General features: G+C 68.4%; 22 protein-coding genes. 19 read left to right on the top strand and 3 right to left on the bottom strand.

What is annotated here, in order from left to right; translation table 11 throughout:
• Positions 1–7 precede the first annotated feature (7 nt).
• Together lipA and ACWAT2_RS02265 are read left to right on the top strand one after the other, a co-directional pair.
• The gene (gene lipA, locus ACWAT2_RS02260) at positions 8–1018 is read left to right on the top strand and encodes a lipoyl synthase (RefSeq protein ID WP_402371440.1); all 1011 of its coding nucleotides are present in this window, start codon (positions 8–10) and stop codon (positions 1016–1018) included.
• A gap of 11 nt (positions 1019–1029) precedes the next feature.
• The gene (locus ACWAT2_RS02265; RefSeq protein ID WP_402371437.1) at positions 1030–1764 is read left to right on the top strand and encodes a DUF4191 domain-containing protein; all 735 of its coding nucleotides are present in this window, start codon (positions 1030–1032) and stop codon (positions 1762–1764) included.
• A gap of 46 nt (positions 1765–1810) precedes the next feature.
• Here the strand turns inward: ACWAT2_RS02265 and ACWAT2_RS02270 are convergent, their stop codons facing one another.
• On the bottom strand, positions 1811–2257 hold the full coding sequence (locus tag ACWAT2_RS02270) for an RDD family protein (RefSeq protein WP_402371434.1): 447 nt from the start codon (positions 2255–2257) through the stop codon (positions 1811–1813).
• 134 nt (positions 2258–2391) lie between these two features.
• Between ACWAT2_RS02270 and glnA the strand changes: the two genes are divergently transcribed.
• Positions 2392–3816 (top strand): type I glutamate--ammonia ligase, encoded by a 1425-nt coding sequence (gene glnA / locus ACWAT2_RS02275; RefSeq protein WP_402371432.1) that lies wholly within the window; start codon positions 2392–2394, stop codon positions 3814–3816.
• A 30-nt stretch (positions 3817–3846) separates the two neighbouring features.
• Here glnA and ACWAT2_RS02280 read toward each other — a convergent pair whose 3' ends face one another.
• Positions 3847–4935 (bottom strand): site-specific integrase, encoded by a 1089-nt coding sequence (locus ACWAT2_RS02280; protein WP_402371429.1) that lies wholly within the window; start codon positions 4933–4935, stop codon positions 3847–3849.
• Positions 4910–5464, bottom strand: coding sequence for a helix-turn-helix domain-containing protein (locus ACWAT2_RS02285; RefSeq protein ID WP_402371426.1), 555 nt, complete (start codon positions 5462–5464; stop codon positions 4910–4912). The genes ACWAT2_RS02280 and ACWAT2_RS02285 overlap by 26 nt, the downstream gene beginning before the upstream one ends.
• A gap of 106 nt (positions 5465–5570) precedes the next feature.
• Here ACWAT2_RS02285 and ACWAT2_RS02290 point away from each other — a divergent pair, with 106 nt between their 5' ends.
• The 16 genes from ACWAT2_RS02290 to ACWAT2_RS02365 all read left to right on the top strand — a co-directional run bounded on the left by ACWAT2_RS02290 (position 5571) and on the right by ACWAT2_RS02365 (position 17893).
• Complete coding sequence (locus ACWAT2_RS02290) at positions 5571–5765, top strand: helix-turn-helix transcriptional regulator (protein ID WP_402371424.1); 195 nt, start codon at positions 5571–5573, stop codon at positions 5763–5765.
• A 107-nt stretch (positions 5766–5872) separates the two neighbouring features.
• Positions 5873–6178 carry a hypothetical protein gene (locus ACWAT2_RS02295; RefSeq protein WP_402371422.1) on the top strand — a complete coding sequence of 102 codons (306 nt, stop codon included), beginning with the start codon at positions 5873–5875 and terminating at the stop codon, positions 6176–6178.
• Between the two features lie 54 nt (positions 6179–6232).
• A complete protein-coding gene (locus tag ACWAT2_RS02300) occupies positions 6233–7015 on the top strand; it encodes a helix-turn-helix domain-containing protein (protein ID WP_402371419.1) in 783 nt (260 codons plus the stop codon).
• Positions 7012–7434 carry a hypothetical protein gene (locus ACWAT2_RS02305; RefSeq protein ID WP_402371417.1) on the top strand — a complete coding sequence of 141 codons (423 nt, stop codon included), beginning with the start codon at positions 7012–7014 and terminating at the stop codon, positions 7432–7434. Before ACWAT2_RS02300 ends, ACWAT2_RS02305 begins: the two co-directional genes overlap by 4 nt.
• 17 nt (positions 7435–7451) lie before the next feature.
• Positions 7452–7661 (top strand): hypothetical protein, encoded by a 210-nt coding sequence (locus tag ACWAT2_RS02310; RefSeq protein WP_402371414.1) that lies wholly within the window; start codon positions 7452–7454, stop codon positions 7659–7661.
• A 396-nt stretch (positions 7662–8057) separates the two neighbouring features.
• Entirely contained in the window at positions 8058–9521 is a 1464-nt protein-coding gene (locus ACWAT2_RS02315) for a terminase large subunit domain-containing protein (RefSeq protein ID WP_480048408.1), read from the top strand.
• Positions 9518–10846 carry a phage portal protein gene (locus ACWAT2_RS02320; protein ID WP_402371409.1) on the top strand — a complete coding sequence of 443 codons (1329 nt, stop codon included), beginning with the start codon at positions 9518–9520 and terminating at the stop codon, positions 10844–10846. The genes ACWAT2_RS02315 and ACWAT2_RS02320 overlap by 4 nt, the downstream gene beginning before the upstream one ends.
• A complete protein-coding gene (locus ACWAT2_RS02325; protein ID WP_402371407.1) occupies positions 10843–11382 on the top strand; it encodes a hypothetical protein in 540 nt (179 codons plus the stop codon). The genes ACWAT2_RS02320 and ACWAT2_RS02325 overlap by 4 nt, the downstream gene beginning before the upstream one ends.
• Positions 11379–11816: a hypothetical protein gene (locus ACWAT2_RS02330; protein ID WP_402371405.1), complete on the top strand. Its 438-nt coding sequence runs from the start codon at positions 11379–11381 to the stop codon at positions 11814–11816. Before ACWAT2_RS02325 ends, ACWAT2_RS02330 begins: the two co-directional genes overlap by 4 nt.
• Positions 11817–11929: 113 nt before the next feature.
• Entirely contained in the window at positions 11930–12805 is an 876-nt protein-coding gene (locus ACWAT2_RS02335) for a phage major capsid protein (protein WP_402371403.1), read from the top strand.
• Positions 12805–13125, top strand: coding sequence for a hypothetical protein (locus tag ACWAT2_RS02340; protein ID WP_402371401.1), 321 nt, complete (start codon positions 12805–12807; stop codon positions 13123–13125). Before ACWAT2_RS02335 ends, ACWAT2_RS02340 begins: the two co-directional genes overlap by 1 nt.
• Entirely contained in the window at positions 13122–13901 is a 780-nt protein-coding gene (locus ACWAT2_RS02345; RefSeq protein WP_402371399.1) for a hypothetical protein, read from the top strand. Before ACWAT2_RS02340 ends, ACWAT2_RS02345 begins: the two co-directional genes overlap by 4 nt.
• A gap of 306 nt (positions 13902–14207) precedes the next feature.
• Positions 14208–15077, top strand: a complete 870-nt coding sequence (locus ACWAT2_RS02350) for an AraC family transcriptional regulator (RefSeq protein ID WP_402371397.1) — start codon at positions 14208–14210, stop codon at positions 15075–15077.
• A 98-nt stretch (positions 15078–15175) separates the two neighbouring features.
• The gene (locus ACWAT2_RS02355; RefSeq protein WP_402371395.1) at positions 15176–16090 is read left to right on the top strand and encodes an ABC transporter ATP-binding protein; all 915 of its coding nucleotides are present in this window, start codon (positions 15176–15178) and stop codon (positions 16088–16090) included.
• Positions 16077–16982, top strand: a complete 906-nt coding sequence (locus tag ACWAT2_RS02360; protein WP_402371392.1) for an ABC transporter permease — start codon at positions 16077–16079, stop codon at positions 16980–16982. The genes ACWAT2_RS02355 and ACWAT2_RS02360 overlap by 14 nt, the downstream gene beginning before the upstream one ends.
• Positions 16982–17893: an ABC transporter ATP-binding protein gene (locus tag ACWAT2_RS02365; protein ID WP_402371389.1), complete on the top strand. Its 912-nt coding sequence runs from the start codon at positions 16982–16984 to the stop codon at positions 17891–17893. Before ACWAT2_RS02360 ends, ACWAT2_RS02365 begins: the two co-directional genes overlap by 1 nt.
• Positions 17894–17899: the final 6 nt, after the last annotated feature.

Consider the following 17899-nt stretch of genomic DNA (forward strand, 5'->3'; position numbering starts at 1 on the left):
CGACGTCGTGACCATCGCACCTGAGGGCCGCCGCATGCTGCGGGTCGAGGCCCGCAACGCCTCCACACCCATCGAGAAGAAGCCCGAGTGGATCAAGACCCGCGCGGTCATGGGTCCCGAGTACAAAGAGCTCAAGGGGCTCGTCAAGGGCGGTGGTCTGCACACCGTCTGCGAGGAGGCGGGCTGTCCCAACATCTTCGAGTGCTGGGAGGACCGGGAGGCCACGTTCCTCATCGGTGGCGACCAGTGCACCCGGCGGTGCGACTTCTGCCAGATCGACACCGGCAAGCCGGCCGACTTCGACGCGGACGAGCCGCGACGCGTCGCCGAGTCGGTCCGCGAGATGGGCCTGAAGTACTCGACGATCACGGGTGTCGCCCGCGACGACCTGGCCGACGGCGGGGCATGGCTCTACGCCGAGACCGTCCGGCAGATCCACGCACTCAATCCGGGCACCGGCGTCGAGCTCCTCATCCCGGACTTCAACGCGATCCCGGAGCTCCTCGACGAGGTGAACGACTCCCGCCCCGAGGTGCTCGCGCACAACGTGGAGACCGTGCCGCGCATCTTCAAGCAGATCCGGCCCGCGTTCCGTTACGAGCGGTCGCTGTCCGTGCTGACCCGAGCCCGCGAGGCCGGTCTCGTGACCAAGTCGAACCTGATCCTCGGCATGGGCGAGACGATCGACGAGGTCAAGCAGGCGCTGGAAGACCTGCACGCCGCCGGCTGCGACCTCATCACGATCACCCAGTACCTGCGCCCCTCGCTGCGGCACCACCCCGTCGACCGCTGGGTCCGTCCCGAGGAGTTCGTCGAGCTGAGCGAGCACGCCGAGGCGGTCGGGTTCCTCGGCGTCATGGCCGGGCCGCTGGTCCGCTCCTCCTACCGGGCCGGGCGCCTGTGGGGACAGGCCATGACCAAGCGGGGTCGGGCCGTGCCGGAGGCCCTCGCCCACCTCACCGAGCCGACGACCGCCCGCCAGGAAGCCGCGAGCCTCGTGGCCGCCCGGGCCCAGTAGACTCAGCGACCATGGCCCGCACCAAGTCCGGCGCCGGCGACTCCGCCGACGCGCCCACGAAGAAGCAGAAGAAGCCCAAGAAGCAGCGGTGGTACCACCAGGTATGGGCCGCCTACAAGATGACGAGGCGGCAGGACCCGCTCGTCACCTGGATCATGCTCGCGGTCTTCTGCGGCATCCTCGCGCTCGCGCTGCTGATCGGGTTCCTCACCGGCCACCCGGTCTACGCGACCGTGATCGGTCTCCCGTTCTCCCTCCTGGGAGCCATGTTCGTCCTCACCCGCAAGGCTGAGCGCGCGGCGTACACCCAGATCGAGGGGCAGCCGGGCGCCGTGCGCGCCGCGCTCGGCACGGTGCGCGGCGGCTGGAGCTTCGAGGACGAGCCGGTGGCGGTCAACCGCCACCAGGACCTCGTGTTCCGCGGCATCGGCCGGCCGGGCGTCGTCCTGGTCTCCGAGGGCCCGTCGCACCGCGTCCGACGCATGCTCGACGACGAGCGCAAGCGCACGGCCCGCGTCCTGCCGAACGTCCCGATCACCACGCTGCAGGTCGGCACCGAGGACGAGCAGATCCGCCTGCCCAAGGTGGCCCGCAAGGTGCAGCGGATGAAGAAGACGCTCACGCGCGCCGAGGCGGCCGAGGTCGGCAAGCGCCTCAAGGCGCTCGGTGGTGTCCGCCTCCCGGTCCCCAAGGGTGTCGACCCGATGAAGGCCCGCCCGGACCGCAAGGGCATGCGCGGACGCTGAGCTCCCGGGGGCAGGGCCCGACGGGCTCACGAAGCGGCCGGCACGGTCATCGACGCACGATGACGGTGCCGGCCGCTCTGTCGTGCAGGCCACGGCCGTCGGCGTCCCACACGACGGCGGGGATCACCAGGCAGATCAGCAGCGTGCGGACGGCGGCCCGACCGAAACCCACGAGGTGGGGCCCGGCGACACCGAGGCGCCGCACGCGCAGGCCCAGCAGACGGTGCCCGATCGTCGATCCGACGGACCCGACCAGCACGAGGTTCATGACGGCGAAGACGGCCAGCGTGGCGCCGGCGTCGTAGGCGAAGAAGCCGTAGCTGATGCCGCTGGCGACCGCCCAGTCGACGCACAGCGCGACCACCCGGCGGCCCAGGGGGGCTCGGGAACCGGAGCCGGAGGCCGGCAGACCCAGCCGGTCAGAGCCCCGCGTCTCATCAGTCGGGACGCTTCCGCCGCTCAACCAGGAACCAAGATCGCCTCGTGACGCCATGTGATCAGCGTACGCGGGGCAACGGGAAGGTTACGTAACACCACCGAAACACTCGCGCTATGCAAGGGTAACTCTGCGGCCCTAGCGTCAAGGGCGCCGAGCGACCTGGCACCGTCTCACCAAGGAGAGCCTGCATGTTCACCAATGCCGAGGAGGCAATCGCCTTCACCCGCAACGAGGGGGTGGAGTTCATCGACGTCCGGTTCATCGACCTGCCGGGCGTGATGCAGCACTTCAACATCCCCGTCGGGCAGTTCGACGAGGACTCCTTCAGCGAGGGCCTGATGTTCGACGGCTCCTCGATCCGAGGCTTCCAGGCGATCCACGAGTCGGACATGAAGCTGGTCCCGGACGTCACCACGGCGTACCTCGACCCGTTCCGCAAGCGCAAGACCCTCATCATGAACTTCTCGATCGTGGACCCGTTCACGGACGAGCCCTACGGTCGCGACCCCCGCACGATCGCCGCCAAGGCCGAGGCGTACCTGCGCTCGACCGGCATCGCGGACACCGCGTTCTTCGCCCCCGAGGCCGAGTTCTACATCTTCGACGACGTCCGCTTCGCGACGTCGGCGAACTCCAGCTTCTACCAGATCGACTCCGTCGAGGCCGCGTGGAACACCGGTCGTGAGGAGGAGGGTGGCAACCTCGGGTACAAGACCCGCTACAAGGGTGGCTACTTCCCCGTCCCGCCGAACGACCAGTTCGCGGACCTGCGTGACGAGATCTGCGCCGCGCTGGCCCAGGTCGGTCTCGACGTCGAGCGCGCGCACCACGAGGTGGGCACCGCAGGCCAGCAGGAGATCAACTACAAGTTCAACACCCTGCTGCACTCCGCCGACGACCTGATGAAGTTCAAGTACGTCGTCAAGAACGTCGCCTGGCAGGCCGGCAAGTCCGTGACCTTCATGCCGAAGCCCATCTTCGGCGACAACGGCTCGGGCATGCACTCCCACCAGTCGCTGTGGCTGAACGGCGAGCCGCTGTTCTACGACGAGAAGGGCTACGGCGGACTGTCCGACACGGCCCGCTGGTACATCGGCGGCCTGCTCAAGCACGCGCCGTCGCTGCTGGCGTTCACCAACCCGTCGGCCAACTCGTACCACCGTCTGGTGCCCGGCTACGAGGCCCCGGTCAACCTGGTGTACTCGGCCCGCAACCGCTCCGCGTGCATCCGCATCCCGGTCACCGGCAACTCGCCGAAGGCCAAGCGCGTCGAGTTCCGCGTGCCGGACCCGTCGGCCAACCCGTACCTGGCGTTCGCCGCGCAGCTCCTCGCGGGCCTCGACGGCATCAAGAACCGCATCGAGCCGCCGGCACCCGTCGACAAGGACCTCTACGAGCTCCCGCCCGAGGAGCACGCGGAGATCGCCCAGGTCCCCGCCTCCCTCGGCGAAGCCCTCGACAACCTCGAGGCCGACCACGACTTCCTCACCGAGGGCGACGTCTTCTCCGAGGACCTCATCGCCGCATGGATCGACTACAAGCGGACCCACGAGATCGACCCGATCCGTCTGCGCCCGCACCCGCACGAGTTCGAGCTCTACTACGACATCTGATCCTCAGATGCCGCCTGACCTGCACAGACGCTAGCCCCGGCTAGGCTCAGTCCGCACAGAGTCCGCAGGAGAAGCCATCCGCGCCGCCAGCACACCAGCAACGGCGGCGCGGGTGGCTTCTTCCGTGTCCGGCCACAGGTGCGCGTAGGTGTCCAGCGTCGTCTTCGCGGACGCATGACGTAGACGCGCCTGCACGACCTTGACGTCAGCCCCGGCCGAGATGAGCAGCGAGGCAAAGAAGTGCCTCAAATCGTGAAATCGGAACTCGTCGGGCAGGTCCGCAGCCGTCCGCGCGTCACGTACCGCGCGGGTGATCTGCCACGGCCCCACCTGGTCCCCGAACGGGTCCGTCAGCAACGTCGAGTCCGACGGGTGCGCCTTCAAGTGCGCGGACAGTTCGAGCGTCAGCTCACGCGGGATCGGGATGGGACGCTTGCTCTCGTCCGTCTTCAACGGCTGGTCCGGGTACTGCACCGCCGGGGCGATGACGCCGCGCATGAAGTCGACGTCCGCCACCCGCAGCCCGCACACCTCAGCCGTCCGCAGACCGGCGAACGCACCCAGGAGCACCGCTGCCCGCAGCCGGGCCGGCATGGCGTCGTGGAGCTTCCACACCTGGTCTGTCGTGGCGATGAACGCGCGCTGACCCGCCGCCTTCGGAGACGTGCGACGTGAGCACGGCGACCGCGCGATGAGCCCGTCATGGACGGCGTCGGTCATGATCTGGGCCAGCCGCGCGTGCAGTGCGTACACGTAGGACGGCGCGACGTCGTCGGCCGCCAGGGACGCCACCCACGAGCGCACGTCCGACGACCTCAGCCCTTGCAGCCGATGGCCGCCCAAGCCCGCCTTGATCTTGGCGACGTGGGTCCGGGCCTGGCGCACCGTCGACACCTTGTTGACCGCGTAGCCCTCGAGCCACCGGTCGCACCACTCCCCCACGGTGACCCTCGCCTTCGACGGGTCGTTGTAGGTGCCCGTGACGATGGACGCCGTGACTTCAGCTAGCCACGCCTTAGCGTCCGTGCTCCGCTTGAAGTGGCGTGCATGCTCCTTGCCCGCAGCGTCGCGGTAGCGGGCGCGCCAGACCCCGTCAGGGCGCCTCTTCACGCTGGACATGCTCGACCTCCCCCGAGTCCTCCAGGAGATGCTGCAGCGGCGACGGCGTCGACCGAGCCCCTTCCTTCAGGTGCTCTTGCGCCCACCGGAACGTATCTTCCGGGGCCGCTGCGGCAATCTGCCGCACGTGCTTCAGCTCCTCGGACGAGGCCAGCCCCTCCCAGGCGTCACCGTCGCCCAACACCTGCTGCAACTGCCCCTGACTCACGGCAAGGTCGTACATCGCCTGCAGATACCGCTGACGTCGTCGCTCGACCATACGGGTCCCTGCGCGGAGCCCTGCGAGAACCGCCGTCTGCGGTGCAGGGCTGTAGAGGTGTTGCGGCTCGACGCCGAGCACCCTGGCTAGCTCGAGCCCTTCAACGAACTTCAGCGCACGCGTCCCCTTCTCCACCTTGAGCACAGTCTGGGGGTAGAAGCCCTCGATGCCCGCCTCCGCCATCGCGTCGGCCACGTGTGCCTGCGACAGTCCGGCCGCTTCTCGCAAGCGCCGGACGTTCTGGCCGAGCGCACTCTCCGTGTTTCCCATGAACCCACCGTACCAAGTCGGCACCGCCTGGTCACCACCAACTTGGTGTGCTACGGTTTTGGTGATGGATCAAAGGTGCCAACCTGGCACCAGGGAGGGGCGCAGGATGAGCAAGCTCATGAGAACGCCGGAGGTCGCCGAGATGCTGGGCATCCCGGAATCGACCCTGCGTTGGTTCAGGCACACGGGCCAGGGACCCAAGTCGTTCCGGCTGGGTGCTCGCCGCGTCGTGTACCTCGAGGCCGACGTTACGTCCTGGATACAGGAGCAGTACGACGCCGAGCACAAGGCGACCGCGTGACGGCCGCAACGACAAGGTGCCGCCCCGCAGCAACGGGACGGCACCTCATGCCAGAGAGCCGCAGCAACGGCTCCAAGACGAATGACGCACCCACGAAGGGGCACACCATGTTCACGAACCAGGCAGCCTACGCGAAGGCGGAGATGCGGTCCACCACCGGCACCGCGCCCATCAAGTTCCAGCGCACCGACGGCAACGGCGTCTTGATCCAGCTCGAGGACGGGTCCACGCAGCTCTACGACCGCCGTGACCTGTTCGTCGTCGCGCTGGGCCTGTTCGCCGACGACGGTGTCACCACCGCTGCGGACCAGATCCTCGCGGCCGTCGCGCTGGGCCGGAAGCCCTCCGAGATGCTCCCGGACAAGCTCCGCGTCACCTGGACAGGCGGGCCGGACTCCCGCCAGGACGGTTGATCACCCAAGGCCGCGCAACGACACGGGTGACAACTACAGAGGGAGGGAGTCGAGATGGAGCCATACACACGGGTGCCGAACCGGGTACTTCTTGACCCCTCCCTCTCGCCGACAGCGAAGACCGTCTATGCCGCACTGGCTAGCCACGTCAGCAACGGCGGCACGACGTGCTGGCCTGGTGGGGCGACCCTCGCCAAGGAGGCTGGTGTCAGCCGTCGGTCGGTGACGAACGCCCTCGCGGTGCTCAAGGCGGCAGGGCTCGTGACCTGGACGACGCGGACCCGAGACGGCAGCTTCCAGAAGGACTCGAACCTCTACACGCTGCCGCTACAGGGTGCGCTGGGTAGGGCAGGAGATGCCGCACCTATGGCACCAGATGCCGTACCTATGGCAGGAGATGCCATAGGGGTACGGCACGACGTGCCTGAGGGTATGGCACGAGGTGCGCAGGAACTAGATGAAGTTAACAAGACTCATCTGAACCAGACGAAGGAACCAGACCGGGTCGCCTTCGAGGACTTCTGGGCCGCGTACCCCATCAAGGCCAGCTACAGGACTGCACGAGTCTCCTGGCAAAAGGCCCTAGAGAAGACCAGCCCTGACGTCATCCTCGAGGCTGCCCGCCGCCATGCAGCCGACCCGAACCGGGTCGAGCGGTACACGAGGAACCCGCACAGGTGGCTGGACGAAGAGGGCTGGCAGGACGGTCCCGCACGCTCCCGAGACCCCGAACGTCCCAGCACGGACAGACAAGCCGAAATCCTTCGCCGCGAGATGGCAGCGGCCATGCAGCACGACGAGCAGCAAGGGTTGCTTCAGATCGGAGAAGTCGCATGAACCAGATCGAGACAACGACCATCATCACGGTTCTCAACCGCGCCGGACTCGTCGGAGCACTAGAAGGACAGGCTGCCGTCTGGGCCGAGGCGCTGGACGACGTCCGCTTCGAAGACGGACGAGAGGCCACGCGCCAGATGATCCGAACGCGCACCAGCGCCGAACGGTGGGTCACACCGGGCGACATCCGCACCCTGGCCAAGAAGGTGCGTCTCGACCGCTTCAACAGCCTGCCGTTTCGGCTACAGCACCCGGAGCTTCCGCAGCCGACCACCGGCGAGTGGAACCCCCGCGACGAGATCACGTTCACCCGCGCCTACCGGGACGCCGTGCTGGATGGCAAGTCTCCTGAGATCGCCTACGCGGACGCGTGCCGCGCTGCACACCTTCCCGTTACCCCGCTCATCGAAGCAGCCTGACCACCTAGGAGACCACCATGACCATCGACCACAACGACACCGCTGCCGTGCTCCTCGCCGGCGAACAGCGCCTCATCTCCAAGCGGCTCCACGCACTCGCACACCGAGCCCTCAGCTTCGACGCCGGTGCCGTCCACGCCATGCACCAGCACCTCGACCGGTTCCGCACCGAGCAGCAGCAGCGCCGACTGGCTGAGCGTGCCGAGGCCGAGCAGGAGAGCGCGTGACGTGGCGACCATGCGCCGAGCCTGGCTGTGGTGAGCCGAGCCCGGACAGCAGGTGCCCAGACCACCAGCCTGTCGCACCACCCAAGCGGTCACCCGACGCACGCGGATACGACACCGCTTGGAGAAAGATTTCCGAACGTGCCCGACGTCTACAGCCATTCTGTAGCGACTGTGGCACCACCGAGAGCCTGAGTGCCGACCACTCGACAGAGGCGTGGGAAAGGCGAGAAGCAGGCAAGCCAATCCGCCTACAGGACATCGATGTGGTCTGCCTTTCTTGCAATGCTAAGCGCGGACGTGCCAGACCCAGGGGAGAGGACCCTCGCCCTTCCCTTCCCTACCCCCATCGGCAGGCTGAGGGACAGTCACTCTCCCGATCACAGGAAGGAGTCTCAGATGCGAGCAGGCCCTAAGCGCCAGATCACCGCTGAGCCTCTGGACTTCTCCACCCTGGGTCCCGTGGGATGGAAGCGGGTAGATGCGTTCGCCAAGGAGTACCTTCTGGTGCCGAAGGGTGAGGGTGCCAAGACTCCCTTTCGGCTCCGCAAGTGGCAGCTCGAGATCGTGAAGAAGCTCTATCCGATGCGCGGGCAGCGTCCTCGGCAGGGTCTCCTGTCGATGCCGCGTGGCAATGGCAAGACTGCCCTTGCGGCGGTCCTGGGTGTCTATGGCCTATTCGCGGACGATGTGGAGTCGGCCCAGGTGCTTATCGTCGCGTCGGATGAGCGCCAGGCCGGCCATGTGTTCAAGGCGGCTCAGCGCATGATCGAACTAAACCCGATCCTGGCCGAACAGTGCCAGATGTACCAGGACCGGATCGTCGTGCCGAAGACGAACAGCGAACTACGCACTCTGCCCGCCACGGTGGACGCGCTGCAAGGTTGGGACCCCAGTCTCATGATCGTGGACGAGCTGCATGTGGTCACAGAGGACGTGTGGAACGCTGTGACGTCCGCAGCGGGCAAGCGGCGTACATCTCTGGCCCTGGCGATCTCTACGCCCGCAGACAGCCCGGAAAGCATCATGTGGCGGCTCGTGGAGCATGGCCGTGCCCAGGACGATCCCGCGTTCTTCTATCGCGAGTTCGCGGCCCCGGAAGGGTGCGCGCTGGACGATGAGTCCGCGTGGAAGATCGCGAACCCGGCGCTCGGGGACTTCAAGTTCATTGACGCCATGCGGGCCACGCTCAAGACGACGCGCGAACCGGCGTTCCGTCGCTATCAGCTCGGGCAGTGGGTCGGTCAGGCGGAGTCCTGGCTGCCCTGGGGCGCGTGGGATGCCTGCGCGGACGCGACGCGGGACGTGGACGGTGAGCGCGTGGTGCTGGCGTTCGACGGCTCAGCGTCCGGTGACTCCACGGCCCTGGTGGGCTGCACCGTCGGCGAGGACCCGCACGTGTTCGTCGTGGATCTCTGGCAGAACCCCGGCGACAGGGGATGGCGCGTCCCGCGCGAGCAGGTCGACCAGGCAGTACAAGCCGCATTCGACCGCTGGGACGTCGTGGAGCTCGCGTGTGACCCGTGGGGCTGGCGGTCCGAGATCGAAGCGTGGGCCAAGCGCCATGGCGAGAAGAAAGTCCTCGAGTACAACACCGCATGGGCTAAGCGAATGGCCCCCGCAACTGACCGTCTCTATCAGGCCACTGTGCAGCAGTCGATGACACATGATGGCGATGCACGAATGGCCGTCCACGTGGCAAACTGTAAAGCGAAGTCCACCCCTATGGGGGACCTTGTGGTCAAGGATAAGAGAGGTTCGGCACGAAAGATTGACGCGGCAGTGGCGGGAATCGTCGCCTTTGACCGTGCAGCATGGCATTCCAACAAGTCGACCCGGAAGCGAGCAGTGAGTTTCAAATGAGCGATGACATGATGAAGGCCCTGTCCGAGAAGCTGGACACGACCGCCCCGACCCTTACCGCCCTCGATTCGTACTGGCAGGGCACGCAGCCTGCCGCGTTCCTGTCGACCGATGCCCGCGAAGCCCTGGGCGACAAGTTCCGCATGCTGGCCGTCAACTTCCCGCGCCTGGCGGTAGAGGCCCTGTCCGAGCGCCTACGGGTGACGGGCTTTCGTCTGGACGGCCCCGACGGTGACCCCGATGAGGGGCTGTGGAAGGTGTGGCGGCGTAACCGCATGGAGGACGCTGCCGCTCAGGCGCACACCGACGCCCTGGTCTATGGCCGGTCGTTCGTGATCGTGTGGGCGGGCGCGAACGGTCAGCCCCTGGTGACGGTGGAGTCCCCGCGTCAGGTGGCGGTCCTGCGCGACCCGGCAACCCGTGAGGTCACCGCAGCGGTGAAGCGGTGGCACGCCGACGGCTACGGGCACGCCGTCCTGTACGGCCCGGACCGGATCGTGCGGTACAAGTCCCGCGCTCGCGTGACCGATGGCGGATCGTTCCCCACGACGGGCTGGGAAGTCGTGAGCGAGATCCCCAACCCGCTGGGAGTGGTCCCGGTCGTGCCCATCGTGAACCGTGGCCGACTCCTGGACGTCGACGGCGTGTCCGAGATGGCCGACGTGCTCGACCTGGCCGACGCCCTGAACAAGCTCGTGCTCGACATGATGGTCACCAGTGAGCACTACGCGCGGCCGCGTCGCTGGGCTACCGGCCTGGAGATCATGGAGGACGACGAGGGCAACCCCGTCAAGCCGTTCTCCGTGGCGCTGGACGACGTGTGGCAGGCCGAAGACCCGGCTACCAAGTTCGGGCAGTTCGATGCCACGGGCCTGGGTGGCTACACCGACGCCGTGGCGCTCCTAACGCAGCAGATCGGGGCGTTGACCGGTCTGCCGCCGCACTACCTCGGGCTCAACGGGGACCAGCCCCCGAGCGCCGACGCGATCCGGTCGGCTGAGGCATCGCTGGTGTCTCGCGCCTACGCACTGCACCGCTCGCTGGGGCAGGCGTGGGCCGACGTCGCACGGCTCATCGTGGCCGTCCGCGACGGTTCCGACCCTGTCGCGCTGGACGTGGAGACCGTGTGGGCCAACCCGGAGACACGCACGACCGGGCAGTCCGCCGACGCCGCCGCGAAGCTCGTTGGGGTCGGTGTCCCGCTCCCCGTCGTTCTGGCCGACCAGATGGGCTACACCCCGGCACAGGTGCAGCGGGTCCGCGAGGCCATCCGCACGCAGGCGCTCGACTCTGCGGGCGTGGACCTGACGGAGCTGGTGGCGTGACGTTCTCCGAGAAGCTGACCGACCTGTCAGCCGAGACAGAGGCCAAGGTGGTGGCGATCAACGCCGCGTACTCGTCGGGGGAGATCACCCATGACGAGGCCGTAGCCGCGATTGCCGCCGCCGTGGGCCGGGGCAACGTCCGGGCCGTGAGCCTGGCGGACCTGGCACTGGCCGCAAGCCTCATGGTGGCTCTCAGACGGCCCGTGGCAACCCTCGGGCTCTCCCTGCCCACCAGCGAGCCCGCACGGCTCAGGAAGGCCGCTACAACGCTCCTGGCGACCCAGGACGTCACCCCCGAGCGTGTCGCACGCCTGGGGCGTGCCGAACCGTTGCAGACCGGTCAACGCGCGTTCTCACGGGGACTGACCGAGCATCGCGGAACCGTCGTCGGCTGGACCCGAAACCTCGAGCCGAGCGCCTGCGAGCTGTGCCAGCACTGGGCGCGTAGCGGCGACATGTTCCCCATCGATGCACCGATGGCTACCCATCCCGGGTGCGCCTGCACTCAGACGATCCACACCAAGGAGACAGCATGACCGTTGACACCGAGACCACCGAGAGCGTCACCGAGGACACGACCCCGGAGACGCCCGACGCCGAGACCACCGAGCCGAAGGCCGAAGTTGCCGAGATCTCGGAAGACCCCGAGACCTTCCCGCGCGCCTACGTCCAGAAGCTGCGCGACGAGGCCGCGAAGTACCGCCAGCGCGCCGGGAAGACCGACGAGCTGGCCCAGCGGCTGCACACGTCCCTGGTGGCCGCTACGGGCCGTCTGGCGGACCCGAGCGACCTGCCCTACGACGAGGCCCACCTGGACGACGAGGAAGCCCTCACGGCAGCCGTGGACGCCCTCCTGGCCTCCAAGCCGCACCTTGCCTCCCGCAAGCCGATGGGCGACGTCGGGCAGGGCGCGTCCGGTGAGGGTGCCGGGGTGAGCCTGTCCGGTCTCCTGCGAGCCGGAGCAGCCTGACAGATACCCCCCAGGGGTATACCATGGAGGGGTCGGGCCTGGTGCCCGGCCCCTCTGCTCGTGGGCCTGGTGTCCGAGAAGCAACCACACCTCTCAGACACCCAGGAGTCATCATGGCCATTTCCACCACCACCGCCGCAGAGCTCACCCAGGAGCAGGTGCAGAAGATCCTCGTGCAGCCCCTTGAGGCCGCGTCCGTCTTCCTCGCCTCCGGCCCCCGCGTCTTCGACACCAACGGCTCGAGCGTCCGCATCCCCAAGCTGGGCGGCGAGACCTCCCCGTCGTGGCACGGACAGGGAGAGCAGATCGATGAGGTCAACCCGACCTTCGATGAGATCGTGCTCCTGCCGGACACCATGCAGTCCGTCAAGACCCTGACCCGGTTCTCCAACGAGCTGGCCCGCCAGTCCGTCGTGAGCCTGGACGCCGCCCTGCGCGACCGTCTCGTGCGCGACGTCGCCACGGCCCTGGACCGCGAGTTCGTCGCCGGTACGACCACCGACGGCAGCAAGCCGCTGGGCCTGATCAACTACGACGGCCGCCAGTCGATCACCGGCGTGGGCGCTCCGACCGTGGACGACCTCCACGACGCTGAGGGTGCCGCCCTGGGCGCGGACGTCGACCCGGCCGGTCTGCGCTGGATGCTCAACCCCCGCGACTTCGTGGCGATCCGCAAGCTGAAGGACACCCAGGGCCGCTACCTCGTGCAGCCCGACGTGACCGCCGCTGGCGGATACACGCTCCTGGGCCACGGCGTGACCGTCACCAGCCGCATCCCGGCGAACCTGGGCACCGGCACCGACGAGTCCGTCATCGTGCTCTGGGACCCCACCCAGGTGGCCGTCGCCCGCGACATGGCGCCCTCGGTCAAGATCCTGGACCAGACGTTCGGGGACTTCGACCAGCAGGCCGTGAGGGTCGTGGCCCGCTACGACGCCAAGCCGCTCAACGCGGAGGCCGTCGTGACGCTCGAGGGTGTCACTGCCTGATGGCTGCTCCCACCGCTGAGACGGTGGCTGCCTACCTCGGCCGGGGTGACGACGCACAGACCGTCACCCTGGCCGGGGCGCACCTGCCGATCGTTACCGCATTCGTTCGGGCCTACGTCCGTGACAACGGCTTCACCGATGGCATCCCCGGCGACGATCTCGCCGCTGTCATCACCACGGCTACGGCGCGCCTCACCACGAACCCCGAGCAGGTCAAGCGGTACCAGACCGCGGACTACGCCGAGACCCCGGCCGTGCTCGACGGCTTCACGCTGCCCGAGCTGGCGATCCTCCACCTGTACCGACGGAGGACGGCATGACCGAGATCTACCGCGTCCAGTACACGACCGCCGGCGTGGCAGCGGGCGACCTGTCCAACTGGTCTGCCGTCGGGATCAACGTCGTAGCCCGAACGTCGCCGCCACGGTTGCAGTTCGACCTAACCGCAGGCACCGGCCGGTCAGTCTCCCGCACGCTCACCGGGCTCACGCCTGGCGCGGAGTACACCGTGAACATGGGCACCGACCTGTTCAACTACGCGGAGGACTTCGAGGTGACCGTGGGCGGCACGTCCGCGTTCCTCATTGACGGATTCAACGCCTGGACCTTCACCGCGACGTCGACAACGGAAGACCTCCTGTTCGACTTCACGGACACCGCCTACGGCACCGAGTACGTCAACTTCACGGCCCTGTGGGTCGTTGAGGTCCTGCCCCCGGTCGACCCGAACGAACCCGACCCCATCGAGGTCACGAACCGACCGAGCCACCTGCGGGACACGATCGAGATCGTCACCCCGGAGGCCACCTACGACGAGGGCACCGACACCTGGAGCTACGACTGGGGCACCCCGACCGTGGTTGCCACCCTGCCCGCCTACGTCGGGTACACGGCCGCGTCCCTCGAACTTGAGCCGGGGCGTGCCGCGTTCATCGAGTCGCTGCGCGTCATCACGGCCGCGTTCAACTTCCAGCCGACGAAGCACCGCATTCGATGGAAGGGCGAGACCTACCTCCCCGATGGCCCCGCGCTGGTCCGCAACCGGGGCAACCGGGCGCACCACCTGACCATCCCGATCAAGGCCGTCACGGGCTGACGAGTCCGCAGAAAGTCCGCAAGAGGTCCGCAACAGCCCGCATCGAGCCGTCACCGACCAACGACGGAACCGCGAGATTCCAACGTTCCCGGCGCTCCCCCACGACTACCATTCATCGGGGGCAAGTTCGAGCTCTACTACGACATCTGATCGGTCGTAGGAGCAGCACTCGACGCTTCGACGTCACCCCGAAGGCCCCGGCACCCGCCGGGGCCTTCGTCGTTCCGCGATGATCGAACTGGTCCGGAATGATCGGGCGCGGACGCCTCCCGTTCCCGGAGGCTGGTACGCGGAAGGAGGCCCGCGATGTTCGCAGCACTGAACCGCCTGATGGACGCCGTCGAGGAGGCGGCGGCCGAGCAGGTCGACGTCGCCCGGGTGGCGGCGGAGCACGGGACGACGGAGCACCACCTGCGACGGATGTTCTCGTCGCTGGCGGGCATGCCCGTCTCCGAGTACGTCCGCCGCCGCCGGATGACGGTCGCCACCGCCGACGTGGCGGAGTCGTCCGACGACCTGCTGACGCTCGCTGTCCGGTACGGCTACGGCTCGACCGAGGCGTTCGGACGCGCGTTCCGCGCTGTCCACGGCGTCGGGCTCAGCGACGCACGCCGCACCGGGGGTCCCTTCCGCAGCCAACAACAGCTCAGGTTCCGCCTGACCGTCGAAGGGAACAGACCCATGCACGTCCGCCTCACCGAACGGCCCGACCTCCGCCTCGTCGGCCACGCCACCCGGGTGCCGCTCGTCCACGAGGGCGTCAACCCGCACATCCAGGAGCACGTCGCCGCGATCCCGATGGCGGAGCACCTGCGGCTCAAGGAGATGAGCAACACCTCCCCCGCCGGCCTGCTGCAGGTCAGCGACGAGCTGGCCCAGGACAGCCCGGAGGGCACCGAGCTGACCTACCTGCACGGGGTGGCGGTCAGCGACGGCACCCCCGTCCCCGACGACCTGGACAGCATCGCCGTCCCCGCCGGGACCTGGGCGGTCTTCACGACCGAGGGACCGCACCCGCAGGCCCTGCAGGAGGCCTACGCGGCCACGGCGTCGGAGTGGTTCCCGTCGAACCCGTGGCGACTGCGACCCGGACCGTCGATCGTGGCGGTCCTCGAGCATGACGAGGACTTCACGACGGCCACGTGCGAGATCTGGCTGCCGATCGAGCGCGCCTGAGCGATCGGCACCCGGGCCATGGGTGAATCCCCTGAGCCTGCCCTGATCTCCGACGCCAGGCCTATCGGCCGCTGACCTGCACCGCTAGCGTGAGGCGCGTGCCAGTCATCTCCACGGAACGCCTCACCAAGCGATATCCGGGTGTCACCGCCCTCGAGTCGCTGTCCATCGACGTCGGCGACGGCGTCACGGGACTTGTCGGTGCCAACGGCGCCGGCAAGTCGACGCTCATCAAGATCCTCCTGGGGCTGACCGGTGCGACGTCGGGCGAAGCCCGGGTCCTCGGCCACGACATCGAGGCCAACGGCCTGGCCCTGCGCAGCCGGGTCGGCTACATGCCGGAGCACGACTGCCTGCCGGGCGACGTCTCCGCCACCGAGCTGGTGGTGCACCTCGCACGCATGTCGGGACTGCCGACGTCGGCTGCCCGGGAGCGCGCCGCCGACACGCTGCGGCACGTCGGGCTCTACGAGGAGCGCTACCGGCCGATCGGCGGGTACTCCACCGGCATGAAGCAGCGCGTCAAGCTCGCCCAGGCGCTGGTGCACGACCCGGACGTCGTGTTCCTCGACGAGCCCACCAACGGCCTGGACCCCGCCGGCCGTGACGAGATGCTGGCGTTGGTACGGCGCATCCACACCGACTTCGGGATCTCCGTGCTGGTCACGTCGCACCTGCTGGGCGAGCTGGAACGGATCTGCGACAACGTGGTGATCATCGACGGTGGCACGCTCCTGCGGTCGTCGTCGGTGGCCGACTTCACCCGGTCCAGCGCCCAGCTCGCCCTCGAGGTCGTCGCGGAGCCTGCCGCGGCGCTCGCAGCGCTGCGGAGCGCGGGCCTGGAGGTCACCCAGGACGGGGCGCTCCTGCTGGTCGAGCTGCGGGGCGACGAGACGTACGACCTGGTGCGCGACGTCGTCGCGGACCGTGGGCTCGGGCTCGTCCGGATGGAACCGCGGCGTCATCACATCGCCGAGGTGTTCGACGAGGAGGCCACCCATGTCGCACGCTGACAGCTCGCCGACGGGCGTCATCCACAACATCGGCTACCGCGGCTACGACGGCGAGCGCCTCGCCCGCCGCGCGATCACGCTCAGCCTCTACACGCACAGTCTGCGCGGCGCCTTCGGCCTCGGCCGGGCAGCGCGGTCGAAGGTCGTCCCGATCGGCATGTTCGTCGTCCTGCTGCTGCCGGCCGTCGTCCTTGCCGTGGTCGCCGTCGTCGGCGCCGGGATGGGCCAGATCACGGGCCCGGTGGTGCCGTACACCCGGTACGCGATGATCATGCAGGCGGCGCTGGCGATCTTCGTCGCGGTGGCGGCACCGCAGGCGGTGTCGCTCGACCTGCGCTTCCACTCGCTGCCGCTCTACCTCGCCCGGCCGCTGGAGCGCGTCGACTACGTGCGGGCCAAGCTCGCCGCGACGACGACGGCGGTGCTCATCCTGCTGGCGGTGCCGCTGGTCGTGCTGTACCTCGGGTCCTTGGCCGCCGGGTTCGACGCCGGGCGCGAGTCCGTCGACCTCGCCCAGGCCCTGCTGGGCGCGGTGCTGTTCTCCGCCGTGCTGGCCAGTCTCTCGGTGCTCATCGCCTCCTTCACCGCGCGCCGCGGGTTCGGGATCGCAGCGATCGTCACGGTGCTGGCGCTGAGCTACTCGATCGTCTCGAGCCTGCAGGGCGTGGTCGCGTTCGACGCCGACGACCCCGACACGGCCGGATGGATCGGCCTCTTCTCCCCCATGACCCTGGTCGACGGCGTGCAGGTCTGGGCGTTCGGTGTCTCGTCCTCGACGCCCGCGGGTCCGCCGAGCGATCTCGCCGGACTCGTGTTTCTCGTCGTGGCGCTGGGGGTCGTCGCCCTCGCCTACCGGGTCCTGACCCGGCGCTACCGGAAGGTGAAGGTCTGATGGCCACGCTCACGATCGACACCTGCTCGCGCTGGTTCGGCAACGTCGTCGCGGTCAACGACGTGACGATGTCCATCGGCCCAGGGATCACCGGGCTGCTCGGACCGAACGGCGCCGGCAAGTCCACCCTCATCAACATGCTCGCCGGGTTCCTGCCGCCGTCGGCCGGTTCCGTGACGCTCGACGGCGCCGAGACCTGGAAGAACCCAGAGGCCTACCGGGTGCTCGGCATCGTCACCGAGCGGGAGGCCACCTACGACTTCCTCACGGGGCGCCAGCTCGTCGTCGCCAGTGCGGAGCTGCACGGCCTGGCCGGCCCGGGTGCCGCCGCCCAGCGAGCGCTGGAGACGGTTGCGATGCAGGAGGCGCAGGACCGCAAGATCGGCGAGTACTCCAAGGGGATGAGGCAGCGGGTCAAGATGGCCTCCGCGCTGGTGCACGACCCGACGGTGCTGCTTCTCGACGAGCCGTTCAACGGGATGGACCCGCGCCAGCGTCTGCACCTGATCGAGCTGCTGCGCCGCATGGGCGCCGAGGGGCGCACGGTGCTGTTCAGCTCCCACATCCTCGAGGAGGTCGAGCAGCTCGCGCACCAGATCGAGGTGGTGGTCGCCGGCCGGTACGCCGCGTCGGGCGACTATCGCGAGATCCGGCGCCTGATGACCGACCGCCCGCACCAGTACACCATCACCTCCAGCGACGACCGCGCGCTGGCCTCGGCTCTCGTGGCCGACGCGTCGACGGCCGGCGTCAGCCTGGAGGACGGGGTGCTGCGGGTCCAGGCCCGGGAGTTCCTCCGCTTTGCCGAGCTGCTCCCCCGCGTCGCCCGCGACGCGGACGTCCGCCTGTTCGAGGTCTCGCCCGCGGACGAGTCGTTGGAGAGCGTGTTCTCCTACCTCGTCGAGAACTAGGAGCCA

The sequence above is a fragment of the Isoptericola sp. GX10416 genome (assembly GCF_056590155.1).

Excerpts from the sequence above, each read along its gene's own strand:
- ACWAT2_RS02265 (WP_402371437.1), top strand. The coding sequence starts at position 1,030 with ATGGCCCGCACCAAGTCCGGCGCCGGCGACTCCGCCGACGCGCCCACG.
- ACWAT2_RS02270 (WP_402371434.1), bottom strand. The coding sequence starts at position 2,257 with ATGGCGTCACGAGGCGATCTTGGTTCCTGGTTGAGCGGCGGAAGCGTC.
- glnA (WP_402371432.1), top strand. The coding sequence starts at position 2,392 with ATGTTCACCAATGCCGAGGAGGCAATCGCCTTCACCCGCAACGAGGGG.
- ACWAT2_RS02280 (WP_402371429.1), bottom strand. The coding sequence starts at position 4,935 with ATGTCCAGCGTGAAGAGGCGCCCTGACGGGGTCTGGCGCGCCCGCTAC.
- ACWAT2_RS02285 (WP_402371426.1), bottom strand. The coding sequence starts at position 5,464 with ATGGGAAACACGGAGAGTGCGCTCGGCCAGAACGTCCGGCGCTTGCGA.
- ACWAT2_RS02290 (WP_402371424.1), top strand. The coding sequence starts at position 5,571 with ATGAGCAAGCTCATGAGAACGCCGGAGGTCGCCGAGATGCTGGGCATC.
- ACWAT2_RS02295 (WP_402371422.1), top strand. The coding sequence starts at position 5,873 with ATGTTCACGAACCAGGCAGCCTACGCGAAGGCGGAGATGCGGTCCACC.
- ACWAT2_RS02300 (WP_402371419.1), top strand. The coding sequence starts at position 6,233 with ATGGAGCCATACACACGGGTGCCGAACCGGGTACTTCTTGACCCCTCC.
- ACWAT2_RS02305 (WP_402371417.1), top strand. The coding sequence starts at position 7,012 with ATGAACCAGATCGAGACAACGACCATCATCACGGTTCTCAACCGCGCC.
- ACWAT2_RS02310 (WP_402371414.1), top strand. The coding sequence starts at position 7,452 with ATGACCATCGACCACAACGACACCGCTGCCGTGCTCCTCGCCGGCGAA.
- ACWAT2_RS02315 (WP_480048408.1), top strand. The coding sequence starts at position 8,058 with ATGCGAGCAGGCCCTAAGCGCCAGATCACCGCTGAGCCTCTGGACTTC.
- ACWAT2_RS02320 (WP_402371409.1), top strand. The coding sequence starts at position 9,518 with ATGAGCGATGACATGATGAAGGCCCTGTCCGAGAAGCTGGACACGACC.
- ACWAT2_RS02330 (WP_402371405.1), top strand. The coding sequence starts at position 11,379 with ATGACCGTTGACACCGAGACCACCGAGAGCGTCACCGAGGACACGACC.
- ACWAT2_RS02335 (WP_402371403.1), top strand. The coding sequence starts at position 11,930 with ATGGCCATTTCCACCACCACCGCCGCAGAGCTCACCCAGGAGCAGGTG.
- ACWAT2_RS02340 (WP_402371401.1), top strand. The coding sequence starts at position 12,805 with ATGGCTGCTCCCACCGCTGAGACGGTGGCTGCCTACCTCGGCCGGGGT.
- ACWAT2_RS02345 (WP_402371399.1), top strand. The coding sequence starts at position 13,122 with ATGACCGAGATCTACCGCGTCCAGTACACGACCGCCGGCGTGGCAGCG.
- ACWAT2_RS02350 (WP_402371397.1), top strand. The coding sequence starts at position 14,208 with ATGTTCGCAGCACTGAACCGCCTGATGGACGCCGTCGAGGAGGCGGCG.
- ACWAT2_RS02360 (WP_402371392.1), top strand. The coding sequence starts at position 16,077 with ATGTCGCACGCTGACAGCTCGCCGACGGGCGTCATCCACAACATCGGC.
- ACWAT2_RS02365 (WP_402371389.1), top strand. The coding sequence starts at position 16,982 with ATGGCCACGCTCACGATCGACACCTGCTCGCGCTGGTTCGGCAACGTC.